The following is a 26,004-nucleotide window of genomic DNA, read 5'->3' as shown; positions in this document are numbered from 1 at the left end:
AGATACTTTAAAGTTTTAATTCATTAGAACACAAAATCAATCAAAAAAGCTCTTAAACAATTCATAACTAAACCTTAGAATTTTTGAAAATTCCGTAAATTTGCACCTCTTTAAAGCTAGATAATTACGAATGGAACAAATAGCACCATACAAGCCAAAACATAAAGTACGAATTGTAACTGCAGCCTCACTATTCGATGGTCACGATGCGGCAATTAACATTATGAGACGAATCATCCAGTCTACTGGTGTAGAGGTGATTCATTTGGGTCATGATAGAAGTGTTGAGGAAGTTGTTAATACGGCCATTCAAGAAGATGCCAATGCCATTGCTATGACCTCATATCAAGGGGGGCACAACGAGTACTTTAAATACATGTACGATTTGCTTCAAGAAAAAGGAGCAGGCCATATTAAAATCTTTGGAGGCGGAGGTGGAGTTATTTTACCCGAAGAGATTAAAGAATTGATGGATTATGGCATTACAAGAATTTATTCACCAGATGATGGTCGTGAAATGGGCTTACAAGGCATGATAAACGATTTGGTGAAACAATCTGATTATGCTATTGGTGATGCTCTAAATGGTGAAGCAAAAGTGTTGCACAAAAAGAATCCAAAAGCGATTGCAAGAGTTATTTCTGCAGCAGAAAATTTTCCTGAAGTGGCAAAGGATGCTTTGCAAACAATTCATAATAAAAATAAAAATTCAACAACGCCTGTTCTTGGTATTACAGGAACTGGAGGAGCTGGTAAATCTTCATTGGTCGATGAATTGGTGAGACGATTTTTAATTGACTTTCCTGAGAAAACAATCGGACTAATCTCGGTTGACCCCTCAAAGCGTAAAACAGGTGGTGCATTATTAGGCGATAGAATACGAATGAACGCTATAAACTCTCCACGAGTTTATATGAGAAGTTTGGCCACCCGTCAATCTAATTTGGCCTTGTCTAAATATGTCAATGAGGCTGTTGAGGTTTTAAAGGCAGCTGAATATGATATCATCATCTTAGAAACATCCGGAATTGGACAATCTGATACTGAGATTTTAGAACACAGTGACGTGTCACTATACGTAATGACGCCTGAGTTTGGAGCAGCAACGCAGCTCGAAAAAATTGATATGCTCGATTTCGCAGACTTGGTTGCCATTAATAAATTTGATAAGCGAGGTGCCAAGGATGCCTTAAGAGATGTGAAGAAGCAGTATATGCGTAATCATAACCTTTGGCATGCCGACCCAAATGACATGCCGGTTTTCGGTACTATAGCATCTCAATTTAATGATCCTGGGATGAACACCTTGTATAAGGCTATCATGGATAAGATTGTGGAAAAGACAGATGCTGATTTAAAATCTACTTTCGAGATTTCAAAAGAAATGAGCGAGAAGATTTTTGTAATACCACCTGCTAGAACACGTTATTTATCTGAAATTGCAGAAAATAATAGGGCTTACGATAAAACTGCAGACGAACAAGTTGAAGTAGCACAAAGATTATATGGTATTTATAAGACCATTTCTTCAGTTCTAAACGTCACCTTGAGCGAAGTCGAAAGGTCTTTTGTTGACAAACAAGGTTTGAATAATGATGAGATCCTGAATCAAGTTCAGGATGACAATAAGGATTTAGTAAAACTGCTTATCGCCGAATTCGACCGTGTAAAAATGGATTTAGATCCATACAACTGGGAGGTTATCATTAGCTGGGATGAAAAAGTAAATCGCTATAAGAGTCCTGTGTATTCTTTTAAGGTAAGAGACAAAGAAATAAAGATAGACACGCATACAGAATCCTTGTCACATACTCAGATTCCTAAAGTTGCATTGCCTAAATACCAAGCTTGGGGAGATATTTTAAGATGGACTCTTCAAGAAAATGTACCTGGTGAATTTCCTTATACTGCAGGTTTATACCCGTTTAAAAGAACAGGTGAAGATCCGACACGTATGTTTGCGGGTGAAGGAGGCCCAGAGCGTACCAATAGACGTTTTCATTACGTCAGTTTAGGAATGGATGCTAAGCGATTATCAACAGCGTTTGATAGTGTTACACTCTATGGGAATGACCCAGATTATAGGCCGGACATATATGGGAAAATTGGAAATGCAGGAGTCAGTATTTGTTGTTTAGACGATGCCAAAAAGTTGTATTCAGGGTTTAATTTAGCAGATGCTATGACGTCTGTGAGTATGACGATTAATGGCCCTGCGCCAATGCTTCTTGGGTTCTTTATGAATGCTGCAATTGATCAGCAGTGCGAATTATATATTAAAGAAAACGGGCTCGAGGATGAAGTTGAAGCCAAAATAGAAAAACTATATAAAGGGAAAACAAGACCGTCTTATCAAGGGAATATTCCACAAGGAAATAACGGTTTAGGATTGATGCTATTGGGTGTTACCGGAGATCAAGTGCTACCGAAGGATGTTTATGAGACTATTAAGGCTAAGACAATTTCTCAAGTAAGAGGGACGGTACAAGCGGATATATTGAAAGAAGATCAGGCCCAAAACACCTGTATTTTTTCAACCGAGTTTGCGTTGCGATTAATGGGTGATGTTCAAGAATATTTTATTCAAAATAAAGTTCGAAACTTTTATTCGGTATCGATTTCAGGCTATCATATTGCTGAAGCTGGTGCAAATCCAATTTCTCAACTAGCATTTACCTTAGCAAATGGATTTACTTATGTAGAGTATTACTTAAGCCGAGGAATGGATATCAATAAATTTGGTCCTAATCTATCCTTTTTCTTTTCAAATGGTATTGATCCAGAATATGCGGTTATTGGCCGTGTGGCCAGAAAGATTTGGTCTAAGGCACTAAAACACAAATATGGTGCTAATCCAAGAGCACAAATGCTGAAGTATCACATTCAGACTTCTGGACGCAGTTTACATGCTCAAGAAATTGATTTTAACGATATACGTACAACGCTTCAAGCATTATATGCTATTTATGACAATTGTAATTCGCTACATACCAATGCTTATGACGAAGCCATTACAACTCCGACAGAAGAATCTGTACGTCGTGCTATGGCGATTCAGTTAATCATCAATAAGGAATTAGGTTTAACTAAGAATGAAAATCCAATTCAAGGAGCGTTTATTATTGAGGAATTAACTGATTTAGTTGAAGAAGCTGTTTTACTGGAGTTTGATAGAATTACTGAGCGTGGTGGTGTGTTAGGTGCTATGGAAACGATGTACCAACGTAGTAAGATTCAGGAAGAGAGTTTGTATTACGAAACACTAAAGCATAACGGTGAATTTCCAATCATTGGTGTCAATACATTCTTAAGTAGTAAAGGTTCTCCTACGATACAACCTGCAGAAGTGATTAGAGCTACTGAGGAGGAAAAAAAGTATCAGATTAAGATGCTAGAACATCTTCATGCACGAAACAATACTTCAGATGAATTGAAAGACCTTCAGAAAAAGGCGATAAACAACGAAAATATATTTGAAGCCTTGATGGAGGTTTGTAAGGTTGCTTCTCTTGGTCAGATTACTTCGGCTTTGTTTGAGGTTGGTGGGCAGTATCGAAGAAACATGTAAGCAGATCGCCAAAATTTTCAAGTATAACGTAGAAAGTTTTGTGCAGACTGCTTATCCTGAACGTGGAGGCTGAGGCACTCGAAGCCTGTTTCAGGATCTCTGAGAACCAACTTTTGTTTTGGCAAAAGTTGTGTGAATCGCTTATGCTGTGTTTGTCGAAGTATCTTATTAGAAGAGCACTTTTTTCTTATCAAACAACGCCATTAAACCAAAAACAGGTCCAATCGTAAGTAACATGTAAATATATATTGGATTAATTTCACCTTGTAAAACATTCAGAAGTTGAATGCTAATTATGGTGATGGCAAAACCGATACAGTTTACAATGGTAAGTGCTGTTGCTTTTAATTCTGAAACTGTGTTTTGAGCAACAAGAGTTGAGAAAAGGGGGGAATCTGCTATAACCACCATACCCCAAAAAAGGAGGAAAGAAATAAATAATACTTCAGATTTGGTTGTAAACAGTAAAGGAGAAACAAGGCAGCACATACACGATAAAAGAAGTGCAGTAAAAGCCAGTCGTTTTGTGTCAAATTTTTGAGCAAGGTATCCTCCGATAATGCATCCTACCGCACCAATTCCTATAACTAAGAATGACCACAACGGAATATTGAATGTGGTTTCTGGATGTATTATTTTATATGTGTTAAGAATAACTGGAACAAATGCCCAAAAGGCATATAACTCCCACATGTGGCCAAAGTATCCAAAGGCAGCAGAACGAAAAGGACGATTCTTAAAGACACTGAAAAAGGCAGAGAAATTCAGACCTTTTGATGATTTTCGGAATGGCCCATCAGCAACAAAAACTAACATTAATACTCCTCCCAAAACGGCGAGAGATGACGTAATTATTAGCACAGATTTCCAATAGAAGTTACCGGTTATGTGTTTTGCAAAATGTGGAAATGCAGTGCCAATAACCAAAGCACCAACTAAAAAACTCAAAGACGTTCCTAATCCTTTTTTATAATAGTCTGCTGCTATTTTCATACCGACAGGATATATCCCTGCAAGGAAAAAGCCAGTGATAAAACGAAGTGATAGTAAGGTCACCAAAGTGTTGCCCTCCCAAATCACTCCAAGATTAAATAAGGCACCAAATAAAGCACAGGTAAAAAATACTTTTGATGGCGAATAACGATCTGCAATCGTTAAAATGGCAAAGACTAATGTTCCAGAAATAAACCCGAATTGTACTGCTGAGGTTAAATGCCCTAAAGTGCTTGCTTTGAGACCAAAGTTTTCTATTAGATCGCTTATAACTCCGTTCCCAGCAAACCATAATGACGTACAACAAAATTGAGATAAGATAATGGTTGGCAGTATGGCTTTTGAGGGTTTCATTTAGTGTTAATTGTAAGCTTAAGGGTAGGCCATTTTTGGGAGTATTCAAATTGACCCTTAAAATAAACTAAATATAACTCCAAATGAGAGGATTATAAAGTCAACATCCAAGTGCGCTGTAACTTTCTGAATTTTTTAAGTTCACTTCTTAGTATCGGAAGATAATCCCTTCCATTACTATTAGATTTTTCTAGGCGCTTGCAATTATTGAATAAAAGTGAAGTTAAACGCTCTAACGATTCTAGATGTTTGAATTTTTTATCAGAATGACGCTCACGCTCAGCATTGATAATTTCGGGTGCTAATGAGGTAGATTGCTGAATAATGTCTCCAGTAAAATAGATATTGGTATCCTCTTTGCCATCTTCAGTCAAATAATTTAAATCCTGGTTAAGATAGGTTGAGATACTTCTAGAAAGGTAAATGATATCCATCGCCTTTCTATATAAAGGCATATCAGAGAGATACGATGGAATAGCGTAATTCATTTTCTTAGCAATTTCTTGTAAAAATAACGAGCAGTAATGATAATTCACTTTCAATATTAAAGATAAAATGTATATTTACTTTAATAATTAAATTATTTAAGCTAATTACATTAAAATGAGTATTGACTCTTTAAATTGGAAAATATTGAAGTGCTTACAAGAGAATGCCCGACTATCTAGTGCAGAGATTGGGCGACGTGTAGGCATCAGTTCTCCAGCGGTAACCGAGCGTATCAAAAAAATGGAAGATGCCGAAATCATTCAAGGGTATCATACATCTGTATCACCATTTGAAGCTGGCTATCAATTAAAGGCACTAATTACACTACGTGCTTTTATGGGTATGCTAAAACCTTTTTTGGAAAAAGTAAAAACCTATAAAGAAGTTGTGAATTGCTACCGAATTACTGGTAATGAAAATATTGTTATGGAAGTGGTTTTAAAAAACCAGAAACACTTAGAACAATTTATAGATCAGCTCATTGTCTATGGGGAGACTAAAACACAAATTGTTTTATCGCATGTGGTTAAAAATAGTGAGATAAAGCCACTGCAATAATATGTGTTCGTAAGAACAATTTAGCGTTATTTTAGTAATTGGTTTTCAATCATAGGTCTTTAAGTATGTTAAATTTAGTATCTTGTTAGTGTAAACTAACCAAGCTATGAAACTCAATGATTACCTGAAAGAATTACAGAGGCGTCATGTAGTAAAGGCTGGTTTGGCATATTTAGTGTTTTCGTGGTTGTTAGTTCAAGTTCTATCCATCTTAATTCCTGCATTTGAACTTTCAACGTCTCTACTAAAAACGGCGATAATTATTTTGGCGATAATATTTCCTATATGGTTGGTGTTTTCGTGGGTTTATAACTTTACTCCTGACGGCTTAAAAAAAACAGAAGATATTGAGTATGATGCTAAATCACACGCCAAGAAAAACAGTTTTCTAAATCGATTTATAATTGGAACGCTTTTAGTTGCAATAGCACTATTGATTGTTAATCAGGTAAGGATGAAAAACGAAATGACTGAGATCATTTCCGTGATGAACAAAACTGATTATGAATCTTCAATAGCGGTAATGGCTTTTGCAGATATGAGTCCAAATAAGGATCATGAGTATTTTTCAGACGGTATTAGCGAAGAACTATTAAATTTTTTAGCAAAAATTCCTGAGTTGAAAGTTATAAGTAGAACATCCTCTTTTTCTTATAAAGATAAAGACACCAAGGCTGTTGAAATAGGAAAGGAACTCTCGGTTTCCCATATTCTTGAAGGAAGTATTCGTAAATCTGGTAATATGATTCGGATAACGGCTCAATTGATAAATACAAAAGACGGGTCTCACGAATGGTCCGAGACCTATGATAGAAATCTTGATAGTATTTTTAAAATTCAGGATGAAATTGCTGCTCAGGTAACCAATCAATTGCAAATATCCCTATTAGGCAAACGCTCAATAGTTAATTCTAATAACGCTGAGTCTTATAATTTATATCTGCAAGCAAAACATTTAACACGGCAGAATACCAAGAAGGGATATATTGAGGCAGAAGAGAAGATTAAACAAGCCATAGCATTGGATTCTACTTATGCTCCTTCATGGCAACTACTTGCAGGTATTTATGATACGGGATTCTATAATTTTAGCATTAGAGAAGGTGATGAGGCAATTCCATTAGGAATAAAAGCAGCTCAAAAAGCGATAGAACTAGATCCAATTTCAGGTGAGGCCTATGCTTCGCTTGCAAGTTTATATGATTTGGCGTGGGAATTTGAAAAATCAGCCAAAAACATGAATAAAGCTCTCGAGTTAAACCCCAATAATGCTGTTATTGTTGGTACGGCAGCTTTAAAGAATTTCGGTAATATTGAAAAGGCTATTGAATTGCAGAAAAAGGCTATACAATTAGATCCGTTGGTCTATGGTAATTATTTTAATTTAGGATTTGCATATTTTCGATTAAATAGACTCGAAGAAGCAGAAGAGGCTTTTAAAACATTTGCTATTTATTACCCTAATTGGCAGATTTATCACTATATGATGGCTCGCATACGCTTAGCCCAAAATAATATTGAAGGAGCTCGCGAAGAAATAGAACAAGAGAAGCATGACTTTTTTGGTATTTATGGGCGTAATTTTATTGAATTTGCTGCAGGTAATAGTGAAGAGTCAGACAAACTATTTGCCGAATTTTTAAACAAATTTAGCAGTACAGATCCATCAAATGTTGCTGATTTGTATGCGTTTCGCGGTAATTATGAAAAGGCTTTTGATTGGCTTAAAATAGCTGTAGAAAAGAAAGATCCAGTTTTAACAGAAGCACTCACATATCCCTCATTTAAACCAATGCATAGTGATTCTAGGTGGAAACAAATTATTAACTCCATGAACTTGCCAGCGAATCATGGTTATTCCATGTAGCCTAATTTTTAACTCCTGGTTGTTTAAGTTTCCAGTTGGTTCTCGCTTTTTCAGTATCTACCATAGCTTTTACGTCTTCGAGTAATGTTTTAGCGTCGTAGATAATGCCATCTTTGATGGTGTATTTAACACCTCCAACTCTAACAACCTCATTATTTTCAGTCAATTTAATCGCGCCAGTACCATACAGAACTTTGAGGTTTACTAATGGGTTTTCCTCAACGATAACAAAGTCAGCCAACTTTCCTATTTGGATAGATCCAATTTTATCATCCCAACCTAAAGCTTCTGCACCATTCAATGTAGCTGATCGTATGACTTCTAATGGATGAAAACCAGCTTCTCGTAACAATTCCAATTCTCGGATAAAAGCAAAACCGTACAATTGATATATAAAACCAGAATCTGAACCTGCGGTAACCCGTCCTCCACGATTTTTATATTCATTAACAAATGTCATCCAAAGTTGGTAGTTTTTCTTCCATTCAATTTCTTGTTCTGTTCCCCAAAAGTGCCAGTAACTACCATGGCTTACTTTGCTCGGTTCGTAGAATTTCCAGAGTGATGGTAATGTGTAATCCTCATGCCATTCAGCTCTTCTAGCTCTATGCAAATCTCGACTGGCTTCATAAATATTGAAGGTTGGATCGAGGGTAAAGTCAAGTTCTAATAATTCGTTCATTACAGCATTCCAATGGTCCGAATACGGTTTGGCAGCTTGTTTCCATAATTTACCAGCTTCTTCAAATCGATGTTGCTCATTTTGGTAATTATAATCCAACGGATAATCTTGAACGGTTCTATCCTCAAAAAGAGCCTCAGGAAGACCATACCAATGTTCCATAGATGTTAATCCAGCTCTTGCTGAATGCAGAACATTCCAACGCGCCACACTCAACTGTGCATGATGACATGCAGAACCCAATCCCAATTTTTTATTTTCATCTAAAGCTGCAGCCATAATTTCGGGCTCAGCACCAAAAAATTTGATACCGTCTGCTCCGTTTTTAGCATTTTGTCTCACCCATTCTCGAGCCATTTCTGGTGTGCTTATTGGTTTATCACTGCCTGATCCAAAACCTGTATATTCAAATATTCTTGGTGCAACAATTTCATTTGCTGCGCTTTGCTTTTTTAATTCTAAGGCATTTCGTCCACTTGGTTGCCTAACCGTTGTGATACCATGTGCCATCCATAATTTAAATACATAATCGGGATCAGCACCTTGCGCACTACCACCAATATGACCGTGCATATCGATAAAACCAGGTAAAAGGTACATACCAGAAGCATCTAATTCTTTGCCACCAGATTTTAATGTTGGGCGACTACTGTCTTTAATTTCCACACCTGGATAGCCAACAACATCAATCGATACTATTTTATTATTTTCCACAACAATATCGACTGGTCCACGAGGTGGCGAACCGTCTCCATTAATTAAGGTCACGCCTCTAATAATTAATTGTGAAAATGGACCTTCGCCTTTATGATTGTCTTGAGCATGAGTAAAACAGAAAGACGTTAGTAAAGCAAATATAAATACGTAGTATGGATTAGTGCGCATTGAATGGATGTTGGTTAATTGTATCTAAAATTAACCATAATAATTTATTCTATGACAATATGAGGGACAGTATCCAAATTCCAATCAATAACCAAACCTTTTGAAAGTGATTCTGCAATGTCCTTCCCATAAAGGTATTCGCATAAATAAAGGGCTGCTTCAAAAGATTTTGCACCACCGGCTGAGGTTATATATTTTCCGTCATGGACAAAAAGGACATCTTCTCTAATGTCTAATTCAGGGAACATTTTACGCATGGCGTTAATGTCACTCGGAAAGGTTGTGGACACTTTACCATCCAAAAGACCTGCCTTTGCTAATACAAAAGCTCCATCGCAATGTGATGTCATAAACTGAGCCTCTTTGTTAATACGCTTCACAAAGTCAATCATCACGGCATCTTTTAAATCGGTATCCAAATGATGTTCTGCACTTGGTATGACTAAAATATCAATCTTTGGGAGGCTATCGTTTATGTAATTGAAATCGGGGAGGATACGCATGCCTTCAAACGTCGTAACTGCATTATCTGTATTAGCCACAGTAAACACGTTCATTGGTTTTATACTATCTCTGAAAATCGTATGCTGAAAGATGTCGAAAGGTGCTGTCAATTCTGTATTGTAGGTGCCGTCCATAATCAAGAAGGCGACATTATATCGATTAGGCTCTAGCTTAGGAAATTTTTTGTCATCCTGAACGGAGGCTGAGGTGCTCGAAGCCTGTTTATGGATCTCATTAGAGGATTCACCTTTTTCTGTTGAATTATTGCAGCTTACTATTAAGATTAAAGCAAAAAGTAAAACTATATTTTTCATCTTTTAGATTTGAAACCTACAACGTTTAGATACAGAAACAAGTTCAGCACATAAACCTCGCACGTTGGTTGTTCGTGTTTTTCATTAACCAATTCTCCAAGGTGGATTTTTTCTATTATCACCAGCACTATACAAGATAATATGGTTGCCATCAGGATCTTTTAAATGCGCCTCTCGCCAAAGCCAAGGCTTATCTTCTGGATCATTAGTAAAAGTAAGACCTTTTCCTTTTAGTTCATTGACCACTTCATCTAGATTTTCATTCTGAAAGTAGATGCTTATTCCATTACCTTGAGGTAGTTTTTCAACCTCATGAATTGAAAAGGTGCTATCTCCAGTGGGGCATTCAAAGCGTACGTAGCGAGGCAGAGCATCAACAATCAATAACAAGCCTAATGTCTTGTAAAACTCTGTTGCTGCAACAACATCTTGAGAAGGCACTGTAATTTGATTTAAATTCATAAAACTGAGGTTTCAATATGTTCAGTAATTTGTTTCGCATGAATTCTAGAATTTTCTATAAACCACTTATGGGTTTCTGTACCGCCACAAATAACTCCTGCCAAATAAAGGCCTTCAACATTAGACTCCATAGTTTCGGGATTGTAACTCGGGATATGTTTTTCGTCTTTAGAGAATGTTATTCCTGCAGTTTCTAAAAATTTAAAATTCGGACGATAGCCAGCAAGTGAAATTACATAGTCGTTATTTATAGTTTTTTCACCCTGAGGTGTCTTAATGATAATAGAATCCTCTAGAATTTCTATGATTTCAGAATTAAAAAATGCGTTAATGCTTCCTTCTTTTATTCGGTTTACAATATCTGGCCGTACCCAATACTTTACACGTGGCCCAATATCTTTATCGCGGATAATCATGGTAACATTACCACCTTTACGATAAATTTCTAATGCTGCATCTACAGCCGAATTACTTGCTCCAACAATAGCGATATTTTGCAATGTAAACGGATGGGCTTCTTTGTAATAGTGCATCACCTTGGGCAAATCTTCTCCAGGTTTATCTAAATAATTTGGAATATCATAAAAGCCTGTGGCTATGATTACTTTTTTTGATGTGTACTCAGACTTATCTGTTTTAATGTTGAAATGATCTTTAACCTTATTTAAACTGATGACTTTTTCATACAGATTGATTTTTAATTCATTTGAAGTCGTTACACGACGATAATATTCCAAAGCTTCATTGCGGGTAGGTTTTGGATTATTGCTAATAAATGGTATGTCATCAATCTCTAATTTTTCTGAAGTTGAAAAGAAGGTCATATTTAGTGGATAGTTGAATAAGGAGTTGGTCAACGCTCCTTTTTCTATAACAACATAATTCCAATTGCGTTTTTTGCATTCTAAAGCACAAGCAATGCCTATTGGTCCTGCACCAACGATTAGTATGTCAACATGTTTTTTAGTCATCAATTTTAAGCGTTTTTATTGAAGTTGTCATTATATAGCGATATTTTGTCTGTTTTAAACGAGTTCATGATTCCTTTTTAAGACTTGTCTTAGGTAAATCAAAAGAATTATTCCAAGCAGGCCAAGACCACACATAATATACCAAGTAAATTCATAACCTAATTTTGCTGTCATTTGCAAGCCTAAATTATGACCAAAAATACTAGCTAATGAGAACGTCATGACGTACATGGCTAAGTACTCGCCTTGTTTTCCACGCTTAGAGCGCTCCATGGCAAATGCATTAGACATCGGAAAACCAATCATTTCTCCAACGGTAGCTAGCAACATCCCTATAATCAGAACACCAATCCACGAAGTTAAGTTTAGGACATAAAAACTAAAGATTGTCAGTAATAACCCAAAAAGAGTTAAGCCGATTTTGGTGAATTTTGATTTCTCGAGCCATGCAATTAGTGGCATCTCCAATATAAAAATTAAGAAACCATTAAGCCCTAGTAAAAGCCCAATTTTAAATTCGGACAGAGAATAGACGTCTTTATAATATAAGGGCATTGTGGAGAAATATTGCATAAAAATAACAGCAAAAAGTACCATAGCACTAAAGAATATCCAATATGGTCTATCTTTATTTACTGATATCGGATTCTCGTTTATAACCTCGTCCACAGGTTTTGCTTTTTTAGGATTAAGGACTAAAACCAATAATATAGTTGCTAAAATACATGTAATACCATCAACCCAAAACAAACCACTATAACCTATGGTTGCTATAATTATACCACCAATTGCAGGTCCGGCCGAAAAACCTAAATTTATAGCAAGTCTAATTAATGTTACGGACCTTGTTTTATTTTCAGGTTTGCTATACACACTCATTGCTACATACATTGCAGGTCTAAATGAATCAGCAACGGCCATGACCAAAAATATACCAACGCATATTTGGGCAAAAGTGTCTAGAAATTGCAAAGCAATAAATAAAAATCCTGTGGCTAATAAACTTCTAACCATGACCTTATAATAGCCAATGGAATCTGTTAATTTTCCGCCTAGCCAAACACCAACAACAGAACCCAAGCCAAAACATGTCATAACCCATCCAACATTAGATTGGCTGATAGATAAATCTTCCCTTAAGTATAATGATAAAAATGGTATTATCATTGTGCCAGAACGGTTTATAAATGTCATCAAGGCAAGCCACCAAACTTCTCTTGAAAGTCCTTTAAAGGTGTTGAGGTAGTTGTTAAATAATGTTTTCATTTTGGTTGTTGTTATAAAAATAAAAAGTCCGACGTTGACGTCGGACTTTTAAATATTGTTTAATGGTATAGTTGTATTGTCACAATAGATATAGCGTCCGAATCGATTTCATTGAAATCGTAGAGGTTTGCTTTGTATATGTGACGTTTTGTTTCATGTGTTTTATTTATTGTTTTTTAACGGTCACATGCAGTTCGCTATTAATAATTCTCTTGTGCGATAACCTTTTAACATGCTCGTTTCATAATTGAAGAGCTAAGCTACATAAAAATTTGAGAAGTTGTATTTTTGAAGTGCATTAAAATTATTGATAATGAAATATGTGTTATGCTTTCTAATGGTAATTAGCACAAGTTGTGCTCAAAAAAAAGCTAAAATTCAAGGTGAAACAGCATGGCAAATTGCTAAAAATGCTGAATTTAAAGATGCGACTACCTCTCCGTTAACTAAAAAAGATTTGAAGAATTTTAAGGGATTAGATTTCTTTAAATTAGATTCCTCTTTTGTAGTTAAGGCACATTTGAAACGAACACCAGACTCCAAATGGTTCAATATGAAAACGACAACAGACCGATTGTCTAAAGAAAGAATCTTTGGCATTATTAGTTTTAATATTAATGGTGAAGCCTTTGAATTAAATGTGTATCAAGGTCAGGAATTAATGCAAACTGAAGGATATGAAGATTATTTGTTTTTGCCTTTTTTAGATAATACGAATGGTGAGGAAAGCTATGGAGGAGGGCGTTATATAGATTTAAGAATTCCGAAGGGAGATTCAATTGAGGTCGATTTTAATAAAGCATACAATCCACTATGTGTGTACAATGAAAAATACTCTTGTCCAATTGTGCCTAGAGTCAATTATATAGATACTGAAGTGAGGGCAGGGGTTAAGAATTTTAAGAAATAGTTTTATCTGTTTGATAAAAGTTTCATTGTTTAGTCGTGGAGTTGTTTATACGTTTCACTAATCACTAATCACTAATCACTAATCACTAATCACTAATCACTAATCACTAATCACTAATCATTTAGCTAAATACATTCCGGCAAAAACTGCTAAAAATCCGATGATAAAGCTTGCCACTGTATAAAGAGCAAAACTCGTGAAATCTCCCGATTTTAAAAATACATGATTTTCATAAGCAAAAGTCGAAAAAGTTGTAAACCCACCACAAAATCCGGTAGCTAAAAGTACAGTCTGATTTGATGATAGCGTGTTGTTTTTTGCAGCAACCCCAAGGATAATACCAATCAATAAACTTCCAATAATATTTGCAGCAAAGGTGCCGTAAGGGATTCCGGTAGTTGGACTGTTAAGCCATTTCCCAATTAAAAAGCGTAAGACACTTCCAATTCCACCACCCAAGAAAACCAAAACAAGGTGTTTCATTTGATTATTCTAAAACTATAGTTGGCTTAACGGCGATGTATATTTCTGTAACCCAATCAGCAGGATTAGGGAATTCTGAAGGATCAGTTGGATAGGCTTCTAGCATTGGGCCATTTTCAACGCGCTCATAATTTGGAGATGATTCTATAAATTCAAAGGCCTTTTCCCATGCTTCAGACAAATTGGAATAATCCCCTTTTAGAACAGTTTTAAGTGTCGTAAAGGGTTGTAATTGACCAATTAAAATATCTGGCTCTGCAGAGACAATTTTTGTTTGGGTTGGTATACAACAGGAAAATATAACGGCATCATTCTCTTCGTCCCATTTTTCAATATAAACGAATGGTGCACCTGCGAAGGCTACATTATGAGTCACGGCATAGGCGCCAACTTGAGGAAATAATTCTTGCATTTTAGCAGGATAATCGCTGATTTTACACGATGCAGTTTTATAAATATAATAGCCACCACTATGCTGTGTAATGCCATCGATGTCTATACTGTAGCGTTTCATGTCGGCAACAATGACACTGTCTAACATTTCTAAACTACGCTCGTATTTTGGACCAATTTCGGATTCCATTCCACCCATTAAAGCAGAAAACATCTTAAATTGAAATGGCAGGTCTTCGCCTGAAATAGTCCATGTAACATCAGTTTTGCCATCTTCTGTCGGTTCAAAATATAAGTTTACATCAGATTTAGGGAACTCGGCAAACTGCATTTCAAGCTGAATTTGAGAATGAGGATTTGCACCAATAGTTTTCATGGTGCCTATACCATCCTCATCTTCCCAAGTGTAAGAACCACCAACACCTTCTGTTTTCTCGGGATAGGTCATAACGATATTAGGGTCTTCCTCTTTCCAGGCAGACCAATCTTCCCAATTTTTAAGATCAATAACTTCATTATACACAACCTGTTGAGGTGCATTAATGGTGTGTGTTCTTGTAACTTCAAAACTGTTAGGTTGTACAGCAATATATATGGCAAGGCCAATAACAAGTATGAGCAATAAAAATAAGATGTATTTAAAGGCTTTCATAAGGCTTTGGATGATTCGATTAGTAGTTTAATCCAAAGGTAGTGAAATAATAAAAAGGTAAAAGATTACATAAACATAAACTTCACGGCTGCAATCATACCGATAAAGCCTATGAAGGCTAGTAGAATCCACAAGGTGCCTTTGTAATATTTTCTATGTAGCTTAAGATCTTTGCGGTATTGAAATCCAATTATTATGGCAAAAACCACAAAGAATAATAATCCAAAAATCAATTGACCAGTACTAAACATCTTCTTATTTTTATGCAAAGTTAAGAATAACAGAACTAAACATAAACAATTGATGCAAGATAAAATCAACGCTGTAAAGGCATTTCATACCGCTTTTAAAATAGGTCACAGAGAAATCCCTAAAGCAGACTTAGGGATGGAAAAAAATATGCTACGCTATAAATTAATGCGCGAAGAAAATGAGGAATATTTAGAAGCTGCCAATGACAATGATTTGGTTGAGGTTGCCGATGCTCTAGGGGATATGCTTTACATTTTGTGTGGTACTATAATTGAGCATGGCCTACAGTATAAAATAGAGGAAGTCTTTGATGAAATACAACGGAGTAATATGAGTAAACTGGGAGAAGACGGAGAACCCATTTACAGAGAAGATGGTAAGGTCCTAAAAGGACCTAATTACTTTAAGCCCCATATTGAAGATATTTTGAATAAGTAGAAAAGCAGAAAAGTTTGAATCATGAAAGTTTAAATTAGATATCATAAACTTCTAACTTCTAACTTCTAACTTCTAACTTCTAACTTCTAACTTCTAACTTCTAACGTACCTCGTATCTCCAATTATGGATGTCTTCAGCCAAATTATGCTGAATGTTCAATAAGTGGGATTTTAGCAGGCTTCCGTAGGTTTCGTCTAATTTTGGAAGTTCAAATGTTTCATTGTCGTGCTCAAACCCAAAAACAGGACTAATCACAGCGGCTGTACCAGCACCGAAAATTTCTTTTAGTCTTCCTGCTCTTGCAGCCTCTTTGATTTCATCAACGCGAATAGGTCTTACTTCACATTCTATGTTCAAGTCTTTAGCAATGTCAATCAAACTTTTACGGGTAATACCATCTAAGATTCTATCGTTAGTAGGAGCAGTAATCAATTTGTCATCAATTCTGAAGAAAATGTTCATGGTACCAGCTTCTTCCAAGTACTCATGGGTATTGGCATCTGTCCAGATCACTTGCTGAAACCCTTTTTGTTGTGCTAATTTAGTTGGGTAGAATTGCGCAGCATAATTACCTGCAGCTTTCGCAAAGCCAACACCACCATCAGCAGAACGACTATATTTTTGAGCTATGGTGACGCGTACAGGCTCAGAATAATACGCTTGAGCAGGAGAGCAAATGATAATAAATCGATATTCTTCAGCTGGTGAAGCAGAAATTGCTGGTTCAGTAGCAATGACAAAAGGTCTTATATAAAGTGAATTTCCTACACCGGGTTTTATCCAGTCAGAATCCATTTTCAACAAGGTTTCAAGACCTTCAAAAAAATAGTCTTTCGGAAATTCTGGCATGGCCAAACGGGCTGCTGACTTGTTTATACGATCAAGGTTCTGCTCTGGTCTAAACATAAAGATTTTACCGTTATCGTCTTTGTAGGCTTTCATGCCTTCAAACACAGCTTGTCCGTAATGGAACACACGAGCGGAAGGTTCCATAGTCATAGGTGCATAAGGTTCTATTCTTGGTTTTTGCCATTCGCCGTTTTTAAAATCACAAAAGAACATATGATCCGTAAAGACTTTTCCGAATTTTAAATCGCTAAAATCAACATTTGAGATTTTAGAAGCTTCTACTTTTTCTATTGATAAATCCGAAATAAATTCTATGCCCATAACCACTAGCTTTAGTGGTACAAAAATACAGAATCGAGACGGTATCTAAAAGAATAAATTATCACTTATTTTTTTGTAATTTTGAGTTTAAATCAATCTTAATTCATAATGAAAAAAATAATCGTATTAGTACTCAGCTTAATGGTTTGTGTGGCCTGTAAAAATGAGGCAAAAGAAACTGAAGAAGTAAAGGAAGATGTTGTTGAAGAAACGGCTCCTGAAATGGCTTATATGTCTATAGGTAAATCTATAACGGATGATGATGCCATCTCAACACGTAGAATGCTAGACCACTATAGTGCCATGAAAGTTGGCGATACCGTTAATGCAAAAATGACAGGTAAAATCACTGAGGTTTGTGCTAAGAAAGGATGTTGGATGACGCTAGATATGGGCAATGGCGAGACAGCCCGAGTAACATTTAAAGACTACGGCTTTTTTATGCCGCTAGATGCTTCTGGCGAAGTTGTAATAAATGGAAAGGCTTTTGTTTCGGAAACATCCGTTGAGGATTTAAAACATTATGCCGAGGATGCTGGCAAGTCTGAAGAAGAAATCGCAGCGATTACGGTACCGCAAAAAACCTATGGTTTTGAAGCCGACGGGGTTTTGCTTAAAAAGTAGTGAAACGAAAGATTATAACGACCTCGGATGGTTCTAAAACCATTCAAATTGAAGAATGGAATGAGCAGTACCATTCTATCCATGGAGCATTAAATGAAGCAAATCATGTTTTTATTAAACATGGTTTACATTATACCTTAGGCTTATCGGATTCTGATAAGCCTTTATCAATTTTAGAAATAGGCTTTGGAACTGGCTTAAATGCATTTTTAACATTAATTGAGTGTGAAAAACTAAAGCAGCATATTAATTATGTTGGCGTTGAGGCTTACCCAGTTAATGATGCTGAAGTTAAAGCCTTGGATTACCCGCAATTTATCTCTCCAAAGCATTCGGGCAAATTCGATAAGATGCATAAGGCAGAGTGGGAGAGGTGTATGTCTATTTCTGATTACTTTCAAATTGAAAAACAGCAAAAACTCTTTAAAGACATTAATGCTGTCAATAGTTTTGATTTAATTTATTTTGATGCTTTCGGGGCTCGTGTTCAACCCGAGCTATGGACCGAATCAGTTTTTAAAAACATGTTTGATGCTTTAAAGGCAAATGGTGTTTTAGTAACATATTCAGCTAAAGGCAGTGTAAGACGCGCCATGCAAACTGTTGGTTTTACAGTTGAGAGGCTACCTGGGCCCCCTGGAAAAAGGGAAATGCTAAGAGCTAAGAAAAATTGAGTCAGATGGTTAAGGACGTTAAAGAACTTTAACATCTAGTAACGTTAAATCCAAATTAAAATGGCATAAAGGCCTTTAGCCCTTTCGTATCTTTGATAAATGAAGAAGAAAACGATTTTAATTACCGGTGCTACCGGGCTAATTGGGCAAGAGGTAGTAAAGGCGTGTCACCAAAAGGGCTACATAGTTCATTATTTGTCTACTTCAAAATCTAAACTAGAATCCAAGGACAATTACAAAGGTTTTTTTTGGAACCCAGATCAAAATGAAATTGACGAGACCTGTTTTGAAGGTGTCGAGGCTATTATAAATTTGGTTGGTGCAAGTATATCAAAACGTTGGACGGACGACTATAAACAAGAAATTCTCAATAGTAGAACTAAAACAGCAGAGTTATTAATAGAGACGATAAAGAAACATAATTTCTCGATTGAGCAAATTGTTTCGGCGAGTGCCATTGGAGTTTATCCATCGTCATCAGTCAATTATTATGAAGAGCATAACTCTAGTGTGTCAGATACATTTCTCGGGACAGTTGTTCAAAAGTGGGAGAATGCCGTTGATGACTTTAAGTCAATTGGGGTGAAGGTAGCAAAAGTAAGAATAGGATTAGTACTAGCCGAAGAAGGTGGTGCATTATCAGAGATTGTAAAACCAATGCGATTTGGTTTGGGTGCTGCCTTTGGGTCAGGGGAACAATGGCAAAGCTGGATACACGTCGAAGATTTAGCACGACTATTTGTACATGTTTTAGATGACGAATTAGAAGGTGTTTATAACGGTGTAGCGCCAAACCCAGTTACCAATTCAGAATTGACCAAGACTGCTGCAAAAGTTCTAAATAAACCTTTGTTTTTGCCCAATATTCCTAAGGTTGCAATGAATTTAGTCTTGGGCGAAATGCATATTCTGTTATTTGAAAGTCAGCGTGTCAGCTCAGGTAAAATTGAAGGGGAGGGCTTTCAGTTTAAGTTCCATCATATAGAGCCTGCTTTAAAAGACCTTTTGACCTGATTTAATAAATAATATTATCCAAAATATTATCTAAATTCTCTTCCATCATATTGTACTTTTTGTCACTCATAAAAATCTGACGCATGTCTTTTTTTATTTGTGCAAGTTCTAAACTGGAGTAATGGTGAAATTGTACATTTTCATCAATTTTTTCTAAGCCTTCGTCTTCAGAGTCACTTTGAAACTCTGAATAGATTTTTTCAAAAACTTTTGGGTCTGTTTTAGATTTTATGAGTTCTAATTCTTGATTACTCTCATTAGCATCGGCATTGGCGCAGAGCAATAAAATATAAGTGTGTAACTCTTCTTTACTCCAGTGGTTGTTTATTGATGCCATAAAATTAGTATTGGTGGTGTAGTTACCTCAAATTTAAAGAATTATATGTTATCATTTGTATTTTATTAAAATAAAAAAACCACCAAGAAGATACTTAGTGGTTTTCAATATATATAGAATGTTGTGGCTTTTGCCCAACATGACAAAGCTTGGTCGCTGAGCTTTTTGAAGTTACTTTATCATTTCGTAACTACGTTTAATAAAGCTCGTTAACTCTTCGCCTTTTAGTAAGCCTTGAGATAGTCTAGCTAAATCTAAACTCTGATTAATAAGGCGTTCCTTTTTCTTCTTGGTTTTAGTATTTAATATGTCACTTACCAATTCAGAATTTGTGTTTACCACTAAATTATACATCTCTGGCATGTTGCCCATACCAAACATACCACCGCCACCAGTTTGCTGCATCTCTTTCATACGGCGCATAAACTCTGGTTGGGTAATCATAAATGGTGTGGCATCGCTATCCATAGTTTCTAACTGAACGGAAAATTTTTCAGAAGGAATGACCTCTTTTAATAATTCATCCAACTCTGTTTTTTGCTCTTCACTTAATTTTGAAATCTTGGTGTCTTCTTTCTTAATTAAGTTATCGATATGGTCGGCATCAACACGTGCAAAAGAAATCTTTTCTTTAGAGGTTTCTAACTTTTGCATTAAGTGACTTACAATCGGTGAATCCAATAACAGAACTTCATACCCTTTAGCCTTCGCACTTTCAATATAGGCGTGTTGCTCATCTTTATCAGAAGCGTAAAGAATAACCAGTTTATCATCTTTATCTGTTTGATTGGCTTTTATCTTATTATACAACTCGTCATACGTGTAGTAAGTACCATCAACTGTAGGATATAATGCAAAAGCATCTGCTTTTTCAAAGAACTTCTCTTCAGACAACATTCCGTATTCAATGACTATTTTAATGTCGTCCCATTTCTTCTCAAAATCTTCTCTGTTTGAGTTGAATAACGATTTTAACTTGTCAGCAACTTTTCTTGTGATGTAAGATGATATTTTCTTAACTGCACCATCCGCTTGTAAATAACTACGAGACACGTTTAATGGAATGTCTGGTGAATCGATAACCCCGCGTAACATCGTTAAGAACTCTGGTACTATACCTTCAACATTATCCGTTACAAAGACTTGATTTTGATACAACTGAATTTTATCCTTTTGGATATTCATGTCGTTTGTCATCTTTGGGAAATATAATATCCCCGTAAGATTGAATGGATAATCTACGTTTAAGTGAATGTGGAATAACGGCTCCTCAAACTGCATTGGGTAGAGCTCTCTGTAAAAATCCTTATAGTCTTTATCTTCTAAGTCTGTTGGTTGTTTTGTCCAAGCTGGGTCAGGATTGTTGATGATGTTATCGACAGTCTTTGTCTCGGGCTTAGCATCTTCTTTGGCGTCTTCAGGAAGAGGAAGTGTTTCTTCCTTTGTTCCGAATTTAATCGGAATAGGCATAAACTTGTTATACTTATTCAGTAATTCCGTAATTCTTGAATCTTCTAAAAATTCAGTAGAATCCTCTGCAATATGAAGAATGATTTCGGTACCTCTTTCTTTTTTGTCTGCTTCAACCAAAGTAAATTCTGGCGACCCATCACAGGTCCAATGCGCAGCTGGTTCATCCTTATAAGATTTTGTGATGATTTCAACTTTTTCAGCAACCATAAATGCTGAATAAAAACCAAGACCAAAGTGTCCGATGATGCCAGAATCCTTCGCTGAATCTTTATACTTATCTAAAAATTCCTCAGCACCAGAGAACGCAACTTCATTGATATATTTTTCAACTTCTTCTGCCGTCATACCCAATCCCTGATCGATAATATGAAGTTTTTTACCTTCTTTATCAACTTTAACCTCAATAATCGGGTTTCCATATTCTACCTTAGCTTCCCCAACATTAGTCAGATGCTTTAACTTTAAAGTTGCATCTGTTGCATTACTGATCAACTCACGAAGAAATATCTCGTGATCACTGTATAAAAATTTCTTAATTAAAGGAAAAATGTTTTCTACTGAAACATTAATATTACCTGTTGCCATTTTATATTGTTTTTGTTTTTCAACTCAAGAATTGTCCTGAGTCAATAAAATATTTATTTATAAATCTCAATGAGCAATAGTCAAAAAAAATACCAATTCGTTAAATGTGACAAGATGACACAAAAAAAGCCATTCAAAAAAGAATGGCTTTTGTAAATATGTAAAACGTATTTAATTTTTCATTTCAGCTTCCTTCTCTGCAATAGGCTGCTCTTCTTTTTCCTTATTCTTCACATGGGTTTCTAACCATTGGTCTTGTTCCCATAGTAAATGCATAATGGATTCTTTAGCTCTATAACCATGACTTTCTTTAGGTAGCATTACCAATCTTACCGTAGCACCTAATCCTTTTAAAGCGTTAAAGTAACGCTCACTTTGTAATGGATAGGTACCTGAATTGTTATCAGCAACTCCATGAATAAGTAGAAGAGGTGTTTTCATTTTATCAGCATGCATAAAAGGAGACATGTTATAGTACACTTCTGGTGCTTCCCAGTAGCTACGCTGTTCACTCTGAAATCCAAACGGAGTCAGTGTTCTGTTGTAAGCACCACTTCTGGCAATACCAGCGGCAAATAAATTAGAATGAGACAACAGGTTTGCTGTCATAAACGCACCATAACTATGTCCGCCCACAGCAACACGCTCTCTATCAATATAACCTAACTCATCAACGGCATCAATCGCTGCTTTGGCGTTACCTACTAATTGTGTTCTAAAACTGTCATTAGGCTCTTCCTCACCTTCACCGACTATAGGGAATGCAGCATCATCTAAAACAACATACCCGCGAGTTACCCAATAGATTGGGGACCCATAATACGGATATACAAATTCATTTGGATTTGTAGTGCTTTGTGAAGCACTTGCTTTGTCTTTGTACTCTCTCGGGTAAGCCCATAGAACCATCGGATACTTTTTGCCTTCTTGGTAATCTAATGGTAAATATAAAGTGCCTTCTAAACCTAATCCGTCTTCTCTATCATAAGTAATGACACGTTTATCAATAGATTCTAATGCTTTAAAAGGATTCTCAAATGAAGTGATAGGCGTAAGATCATTGTCTTTGTTAATATTTCTGATATAATAGTTTGGATATTCGGTTTGAGATTCTATTCTTACTAAAATCTCACCTTTTTCCATATCAATGGCTGTATTGAGATTTTCGAGTTTATCGGTATATTCAGACTGATAGAGGCGCTGCTTTTCCCCAGTCTTGATGTTGTACTGATCTATAAAAGGAAACTGCCCCTCTTTTGTATAGCCAGGACCCATTAAATATAGGTTGTCATTGTTCATCTCTAAGGTGTAGCTGCCGTATTTGTTTTTAGAATTCACAAAATTCCCAGGGTTACTATATACATCTTGGTAGTTTCTGTCTGATATTATTTTTGGAGTACTTTTATTATTTGAAGGATTGAATAGATACGTTTTTGTATTCCGAGTATTCCACCAATAATCATAGGCAACTGCCACATCATCATTTCCCCAGTTGATACCAGAGAAGCGTTGCTTGGTTTTTAAAATCAGCTTTGGGTCATTATTAAATGGTGCAGAAACTTGATAAACAGCATCACGATAGTCTACTTCATTTTCTGGGTCTCCTTTATCTAATGCTTCAGCCCAAACTAAAGTTGCTGGTTTATCTGATCGCCAAGACATATTTCTTTTTCCCATTCTTGTAGCCATAAACCCTTTAGGCCTTACTTCGTCTAAAGGCACTTCATTCACAACTTTAACAAGTTTACCATCTGAAGTATAAATAGTTGTCTCACTTGGAAAGCGAGAATAGGTTACTAAATAAGAGAATGGTCTTTTAATGGTTGTGACCATAACATACTCTCCATTGGGTGAAAAATCAACCCCTCTATACATAGCATCTGGCAGAAAATCTGAAACATCACCATTAACAGATACTTTTTTAATTTCAGAACGTGCCAATTGTTCAAAATTAAACTCGTCATTTGGAGTTTTTAATAAATCTTGATAGGTTCTGTTTTGCGCCTTAGCACCATCGCTGACTGAAATTGTTGGTCCAGTCGGAACAGCTTCAGCAGTATTAATTAGTGTTTTTCTGTCTTTTGATAATGTTTTTACCAATAAAGCGGAATTGTCCTTAAACCATTCTAAGGCACCTCCCATATTAGCATTGATATTAGCTTCAGTTATTTTTTTAGCATTACCAGATGCAACATCAACAATCCAAACTTCTACACCTTTTAACGTCGTATTTAAACAAGCAATCATACGTTCATCGGGAGACCAACTAAAACTTGAGAGTCTGGGGTTTTCGGGTAAGCCAGTAACTTGTCTTGCTTCTTTTTCAGAGGTTTTTTTAACTTTTAGATTATTATAAAAAGTGGTTCTGCTACCAATGTTGGTTACAGGATTAATTCTTAGTCCGGCTAAGCGGAGCTCTTCTTCCGAAAGCTCGGCAATGGATTTATATTGGTCTCTATAAATCAAGACCATGTTTTCTCCTTTACTATCAATTTGAACACCAGGAGCAAGGGAGACATCAGCAAGATCTAATATTTCCTTTGGTGGTGTTTGGTAAGGAAGATTGTCTTGGGCATAGCTTGAAAATACAAATAGGGCAATGAATAATCTTAAGAAATGTTTCATAATAATTGGTTTAATGAAAAAGTTCTTGAAGATACTCAAAATTCATTTTTAAAAGGATGAGGTTAGTGTTAAAAAAAATTAAAACTATCAGTCTATACGCTATCTTATTATGCATGCATAACGAATAACTGGGGCTTAAAAATACGACAACTGATTAATGGCTATTTTTGCTATTCAAAACAATAATGTATTCTCTTTAATATAAACACCTTATTTAATGTATAATTCAAAAATAATAGGCTTAGGAAAGTATGTTCCCGAAAATATCGTAACTAACAATGATCTTTCTAAGATGATGGAAACCAGTGACGAATGGATTCAAGAAAGAACAGGAATAAAGGAAAGACGATGGATCGTGCCTGGTAGTGATGATACAACAGCGACAATGGGAGTAAAGGCGGCTAAGGTTGCTATTGAACGTGCTGGTATTGATAAGGATGATATAGATTTTATAATTTTCGCAACGTTAAGTCCAGACATGTATTTTCCTGGTCCAGGAGTACAAGTGCAGCATGCCTTGGATATAAAAACGGTTGGTGCATTGGATGTGCGTAATCAATGCTCGGGATTTGTGTATGCGCTTTCTGTTGCTGATAATTTTATTAAAACAGGAATGTATAAAAACGTTTTGGTCATTGGAAGCGAATTGCATTCCCACGGGTTGGATAAAACAACAAGGGGAAGAGGTGTCACTGTTATTTTTGGTGATGGTGCTGGTGCTGCAGTTGTAAGTAGAGAAGAAGATTCATCTAAAGGTATATTGTCAACACATTTACATTCTCAAGGCGAACATGCTGAGGAATTAGTACTAATTGCCCCAGGAATGGGTAAACGATGGGTTAACGATATTATTGAGGATAACGACCCTGACGACGAAAGCTATTACCCTTATATGAACGGACAATTTGTATTTAAAAATGCAGTGGTACGTTTCAGTGAAGTCATTATGGAAGGTCTAATGCAGAATAAACTAGATAAGGATGATATTGATATGCTGATTCCTCACCAAGCTAATCTTAGAATTGCACAGTTTATTCAGCGAAAATTTGGTCTAAGCGATGACCAAGTATATAACAACATAATGCGTTATGGTAACACCACTGCGGCATCTATCCCAATTGCCCTAACTGAAGCTTGGGAGGAAGGTAAAGTGAAGGATGGCGACACTATCGTTTTGGCTGCTTTTGGTAGTGGTTTTACATGGGGAAGTGCCATTATTAAGTGGTAGTAGAAACCGCATTTTGAGAAAATAAAAAAAGCCGTGACCCAAATCACGGCTTTTTCAGCTATTAACCAACTTTAACTAACTTAAGTTAGGATTGTAACATCCTATACTTTATTACTTAAAACTTATCTCTTATATAGACGTACAAAGTTGTTTTTTATTGCAAACTTTAACAATTTTAACGCTAAATTAACTTAATGCGACTTCCGATGAATATGTGTTATCGGTCTCATGT

At 36.0% G+C, this 26,004-nt stretch carries 23 protein-coding genes; 9 read left to right on the top strand and 14 right to left on the bottom strand.

The window, feature by feature from the left end:
- Nucleotides 1-130: 130 nt before the first annotated feature.
- A complete protein-coding gene (locus ACFEMA_RS11430; RefSeq protein ID WP_411768333.1) occupies nt 131-3,568 on the top strand; it encodes a methylmalonyl-CoA mutase family protein in 3,438 nt (1,145 codons plus the stop codon).
- A 168-nt stretch (nt 3,569-3,736) separates the two neighbouring features.
- Here the strand turns inward: ACFEMA_RS11430 and ACFEMA_RS11425 are convergent, their stop codons facing one another.
- Nucleotides 3,737-4,915: an MFS transporter gene (locus tag ACFEMA_RS11425; RefSeq protein WP_411768332.1), complete on the bottom strand. Its 1,179-nt coding sequence runs from the start codon at nt 4,913-4,915 to the stop codon at nt 3,737-3,739.
- Nucleotides 4,916-5,007: 92 nt separating this feature from the next.
- Nucleotides 5,008-5,403, bottom strand: coding sequence for a hypothetical protein (locus ACFEMA_RS11420; RefSeq protein WP_411768331.1), 396 nt, complete (start codon nt 5,401-5,403; stop codon nt 5,008-5,010).
- Nucleotides 5,404-5,518: 115 nt separating this feature from the next.
- On the opposite strand from ACFEMA_RS11420, the gene ACFEMA_RS11415 reads away from it, so the two are divergent.
- Both ACFEMA_RS11415 and ACFEMA_RS11410 read left to right on the top strand, forming a co-directional pair.
- Nucleotides 5,519-5,962 (top strand): Lrp/AsnC family transcriptional regulator, encoded by a 444-nt coding sequence (locus ACFEMA_RS11415; protein ID WP_411768330.1) that lies wholly within the window; start codon nt 5,519-5,521, stop codon nt 5,960-5,962.
- A gap of 106 nt (nt 5,963-6,068) precedes the next feature.
- Nucleotides 6,069-7,829: a tetratricopeptide repeat protein gene (locus tag ACFEMA_RS11410; protein ID WP_411768329.1), complete on the top strand. Its 1,761-nt coding sequence runs from the start codon at nt 6,069-6,071 to the stop codon at nt 7,827-7,829.
- Between the two features lies 1 nt (nt 7,830).
- Here the strand turns inward: ACFEMA_RS11410 and ACFEMA_RS11405 are convergent, their stop codons facing one another.
- The 5 genes from ACFEMA_RS11405 to ACFEMA_RS11385 all read right to left on the bottom strand — a co-directional run bounded on the left by ACFEMA_RS11405 (nt 7,831) and on the right by ACFEMA_RS11385 (nt 12,913).
- Nucleotides 7,831-9,396, bottom strand: a complete 1,566-nt coding sequence (locus ACFEMA_RS11405; RefSeq protein WP_411768328.1) for an amidohydrolase family protein — start codon at nt 9,394-9,396, stop codon at nt 7,831-7,833.
- A 44-nt stretch (nt 9,397-9,440) separates the two neighbouring features.
- Nucleotides 9,441-10,214, bottom strand: a complete 774-nt coding sequence (locus ACFEMA_RS11400; protein WP_411768327.1) for a DJ-1/PfpI family protein — start codon at nt 10,212-10,214, stop codon at nt 9,441-9,443.
- An 84-nt stretch (nt 10,215-10,298) separates the two neighbouring features.
- Complete coding sequence (locus ACFEMA_RS11395) at nt 10,299-10,676, bottom strand: VOC family protein (RefSeq protein WP_411768326.1); 378 nt, start codon at nt 10,674-10,676, stop codon at nt 10,299-10,301.
- Entirely contained in the window at nt 10,673-11,647 is a 975-nt protein-coding gene (locus tag ACFEMA_RS11390) for a YpdA family putative bacillithiol disulfide reductase (protein WP_411768325.1), read from the bottom strand. The genes ACFEMA_RS11395 and ACFEMA_RS11390 overlap by 4 nt, the downstream gene beginning before the upstream one ends.
- Nucleotides 11,648-11,701: 54 nt before the next feature.
- A complete protein-coding gene (locus tag ACFEMA_RS11385) occupies nt 11,702-12,913 on the bottom strand; it encodes an MFS transporter (protein WP_411768324.1) in 1,212 nt (403 codons plus the stop codon).
- Between the two features lie 313 nt (nt 12,914-13,226).
- Here ACFEMA_RS11385 and ACFEMA_RS11380 point away from each other — a divergent pair, with 313 nt between their 5' ends.
- Nucleotides 13,227-13,823: a DUF1684 domain-containing protein gene (locus ACFEMA_RS11380; protein WP_411768323.1), complete on the top strand. Its 597-nt coding sequence runs from the start codon at nt 13,227-13,229 to the stop codon at nt 13,821-13,823.
- Between the two features lie 117 nt (nt 13,824-13,940).
- Here ACFEMA_RS11380 and crcB read toward each other — a convergent pair whose 3' ends face one another.
- The 3 genes from crcB to ACFEMA_RS11365 form a co-directional block, all read right to left on the bottom strand.
- On the bottom strand, nt 13,941-14,306 hold the full coding sequence (gene crcB, locus ACFEMA_RS11375) for a fluoride efflux transporter CrcB (RefSeq protein WP_411768322.1): 366 nt from the start codon (nt 14,304-14,306) through the stop codon (nt 13,941-13,943).
- A gap of 4 nt (nt 14,307-14,310) precedes the next feature.
- Nucleotides 14,311-15,351 carry an SRPBCC family protein gene (locus ACFEMA_RS11370; RefSeq protein ID WP_411768321.1) on the bottom strand — a complete coding sequence of 347 codons (1,041 nt, stop codon included), beginning with the start codon at nt 15,349-15,351 and terminating at the stop codon, nt 14,311-14,313.
- Between the two features lie 65 nt (nt 15,352-15,416).
- The gene (locus tag ACFEMA_RS11365) at nt 15,417-15,602 is read right to left on the bottom strand and encodes a hypothetical protein (RefSeq protein ID WP_411768320.1); all 186 of its coding nucleotides are present in this window, start codon (nt 15,600-15,602) and stop codon (nt 15,417-15,419) included.
- A gap of 52 nt (nt 15,603-15,654) precedes the next feature.
- On the opposite strand from ACFEMA_RS11365, the gene ACFEMA_RS11360 reads away from it, so the two are divergent.
- A complete protein-coding gene (locus ACFEMA_RS11360) occupies nt 15,655-16,041 on the top strand; it encodes a hypothetical protein (protein ID WP_411768319.1) in 387 nt (128 codons plus the stop codon).
- A 100-nt stretch (nt 16,042-16,141) separates the two neighbouring features.
- Here ACFEMA_RS11360 and ACFEMA_RS11355 read toward each other — a convergent pair whose 3' ends face one another.
- A complete protein-coding gene (locus ACFEMA_RS11355) occupies nt 16,142-17,212 on the bottom strand; it encodes a branched-chain amino acid aminotransferase (protein ID WP_411768318.1) in 1,071 nt (356 codons plus the stop codon).
- Between the two features lie 108 nt (nt 17,213-17,320).
- Here ACFEMA_RS11355 and ACFEMA_RS11350 point away from each other — a divergent pair, with 108 nt between their 5' ends.
- The 3 genes from ACFEMA_RS11350 to ACFEMA_RS11340 all read left to right on the top strand — a co-directional run bounded on the left by ACFEMA_RS11350 (nt 17,321) and on the right by ACFEMA_RS11340 (nt 19,524).
- The gene (locus tag ACFEMA_RS11350; protein ID WP_411768317.1) at nt 17,321-17,836 is read left to right on the top strand and encodes a DUF4920 domain-containing protein; all 516 of its coding nucleotides are present in this window, start codon (nt 17,321-17,323) and stop codon (nt 17,834-17,836) included.
- Nucleotides 17,836-18,510, top strand: a complete 675-nt coding sequence (gene mnmD / locus ACFEMA_RS11345) for a tRNA (5-methylaminomethyl-2-thiouridine)(34)-methyltransferase MnmD (RefSeq protein ID WP_411768316.1) — start codon at nt 17,836-17,838, stop codon at nt 18,508-18,510. Before ACFEMA_RS11350 ends, mnmD begins: the two co-directional genes overlap by 1 nt.
- 99 nt (nt 18,511-18,609) lie before the next feature.
- Nucleotides 18,610-19,524: a TIGR01777 family oxidoreductase gene (locus ACFEMA_RS11340; RefSeq protein WP_411768315.1), complete on the top strand. Its 915-nt coding sequence runs from the start codon at nt 18,610-18,612 to the stop codon at nt 19,522-19,524.
- Nucleotide 19,525: 1 nt separating this feature from the next.
- Here ACFEMA_RS11340 and ACFEMA_RS11335 read toward each other — a convergent pair whose 3' ends face one another.
- The 3 genes from ACFEMA_RS11335 to ACFEMA_RS11325 all read right to left on the bottom strand — a co-directional run bounded on the left by ACFEMA_RS11335 (nt 19,526) and on the right by ACFEMA_RS11325 (nt 24,544).
- Nucleotides 19,526-19,861: a hypothetical protein gene (locus ACFEMA_RS11335; RefSeq protein WP_411768314.1), complete on the bottom strand. Its 336-nt coding sequence runs from the start codon at nt 19,859-19,861 to the stop codon at nt 19,526-19,528.
- A gap of 171 nt (nt 19,862-20,032) precedes the next feature.
- Nucleotides 20,033-21,919, bottom strand: a complete 1,887-nt coding sequence (htpG, locus tag ACFEMA_RS11330; protein ID WP_411768313.1) for a molecular chaperone HtpG — start codon at nt 21,917-21,919, stop codon at nt 20,033-20,035.
- 171 nt (nt 21,920-22,090) lie between these two features.
- Nucleotides 22,091-24,544 carry a prolyl oligopeptidase family serine peptidase gene (locus tag ACFEMA_RS11325; protein ID WP_411768312.1) on the bottom strand — a complete coding sequence of 818 codons (2,454 nt, stop codon included), beginning with the start codon at nt 24,542-24,544 and terminating at the stop codon, nt 22,091-22,093.
- 217 nt (nt 24,545-24,761) lie between these two features.
- Between ACFEMA_RS11325 and ACFEMA_RS11320 the strand changes: the two genes are divergently transcribed.
- Nucleotides 24,762-25,772 (top strand): 3-oxoacyl-ACP synthase III family protein, encoded by a 1,011-nt coding sequence (locus ACFEMA_RS11320; protein WP_411768311.1) that lies wholly within the window; start codon nt 24,762-24,764, stop codon nt 25,770-25,772.
- Nucleotides 25,773-26,004: the final 232 nt, after the last annotated feature.

It is taken from the genome of Winogradskyella sp. A3E31, from assembly GCF_046720935.1.
GTDB lineage: Bacteria > Bacteroidota > Bacteroidia > Flavobacteriales > Flavobacteriaceae > Winogradskyella.
This window is presented reverse-complemented; position numbering and strand designations above follow the sequence as displayed.

What these genes read in the sequence shown, in the direction of transcription:
- ACFEMA_RS11395 (WP_411768326.1), bottom strand. Translation starts at nt 10,676, where the DNA reads ATGAATTTAAATCAAATTACAGTGCCTTCTCAAGATGTTGTTGCAGCA.
- ACFEMA_RS11410 (WP_411768329.1), top strand. Translation starts at nt 6,069, where the DNA reads ATGAAACTCAATGATTACCTGAAAGAATTACAGAGGCGTCATGTAGTA.
- ACFEMA_RS11385 (WP_411768324.1), bottom strand. Translation starts at nt 12,913, where the DNA reads ATGAAAACATTATTTAACAACTACCTCAACACCTTTAAAGGACTTTCA.
- ACFEMA_RS11370 (WP_411768321.1), bottom strand. Translation starts at nt 15,351, where the DNA reads ATGAAAGCCTTTAAATACATCTTATTTTTATTGCTCATACTTGTTATT.
- crcB (WP_411768322.1), bottom strand. Translation starts at nt 14,306, where the DNA reads ATGAAACACCTTGTTTTGGTTTTCTTGGGTGGTGGAATTGGAAGTGTC.
- ACFEMA_RS11340 (WP_411768315.1), top strand. Translation starts at nt 18,610, where the DNA reads ATGAAGAAGAAAACGATTTTAATTACCGGTGCTACCGGGCTAATTGGG.
- ACFEMA_RS11425 (WP_411768332.1), bottom strand. Translation starts at nt 4,915, where the DNA reads ATGAAACCCTCAAAAGCCATACTGCCAACCATTATCTTATCTCAATTT.
- ACFEMA_RS11365 (WP_411768320.1), bottom strand. Translation starts at nt 15,602, where the DNA reads ATGTTTAGTACTGGTCAATTGATTTTTGGATTATTATTCTTTGTGGTT.
- ACFEMA_RS11380 (WP_411768323.1), top strand. Translation starts at nt 13,227, where the DNA reads ATGAAATATGTGTTATGCTTTCTAATGGTAATTAGCACAAGTTGTGCT.
- htpG (WP_411768313.1), bottom strand. Translation starts at nt 21,919, where the DNA reads ATGGCAACAGGTAATATTAATGTTTCAGTAGAAAACATTTTTCCTTTA.
- ACFEMA_RS11390 (WP_411768325.1), bottom strand. Translation starts at nt 11,647, where the DNA reads ATGACTAAAAAACATGTTGACATACTAATCGTTGGTGCAGGACCAATA.
- ACFEMA_RS11415 (WP_411768330.1), top strand. Translation starts at nt 5,519, where the DNA reads ATGAGTATTGACTCTTTAAATTGGAAAATATTGAAGTGCTTACAAGAG.
- ACFEMA_RS11400 (WP_411768327.1), bottom strand. Translation starts at nt 10,214, where the DNA reads ATGAAAAATATAGTTTTACTTTTTGCTTTAATCTTAATAGTAAGCTGC.
- ACFEMA_RS11350 (WP_411768317.1), top strand. Translation starts at nt 17,321, where the DNA reads ATGAAAAAAATAATCGTATTAGTACTCAGCTTAATGGTTTGTGTGGCC.
- ACFEMA_RS11320 (WP_411768311.1), top strand. Translation starts at nt 24,762, where the DNA reads ATGTATAATTCAAAAATAATAGGCTTAGGAAAGTATGTTCCCGAAAAT.
- ACFEMA_RS11325 (WP_411768312.1), bottom strand. Translation starts at nt 24,544, where the DNA reads ATGAAACATTTCTTAAGATTATTCATTGCCCTATTTGTATTTTCAAGC.
- ACFEMA_RS11430 (WP_411768333.1), top strand. Translation starts at nt 131, where the DNA reads ATGGAACAAATAGCACCATACAAGCCAAAACATAAAGTACGAATTGTA.
- ACFEMA_RS11405 (WP_411768328.1), bottom strand. Translation starts at nt 9,396, where the DNA reads ATGCGCACTAATCCATACTACGTATTTATATTTGCTTTACTAACGTCT.
- ACFEMA_RS11360 (WP_411768319.1), top strand. Translation starts at nt 15,655, where the DNA reads ATGCAAGATAAAATCAACGCTGTAAAGGCATTTCATACCGCTTTTAAA.
- ACFEMA_RS11355 (WP_411768318.1), bottom strand. Translation starts at nt 17,212, where the DNA reads ATGGGCATAGAATTTATTTCGGATTTATCAATAGAAAAAGTAGAAGCT.
- ACFEMA_RS11420 (WP_411768331.1), bottom strand. Translation starts at nt 5,403, where the DNA reads ATGAATTACGCTATTCCATCGTATCTCTCTGATATGCCTTTATATAGA.
- ACFEMA_RS11335 (WP_411768314.1), bottom strand. Translation starts at nt 19,861, where the DNA reads ATGGCATCAATAAACAACCACTGGAGTAAAGAAGAGTTACACACTTAT.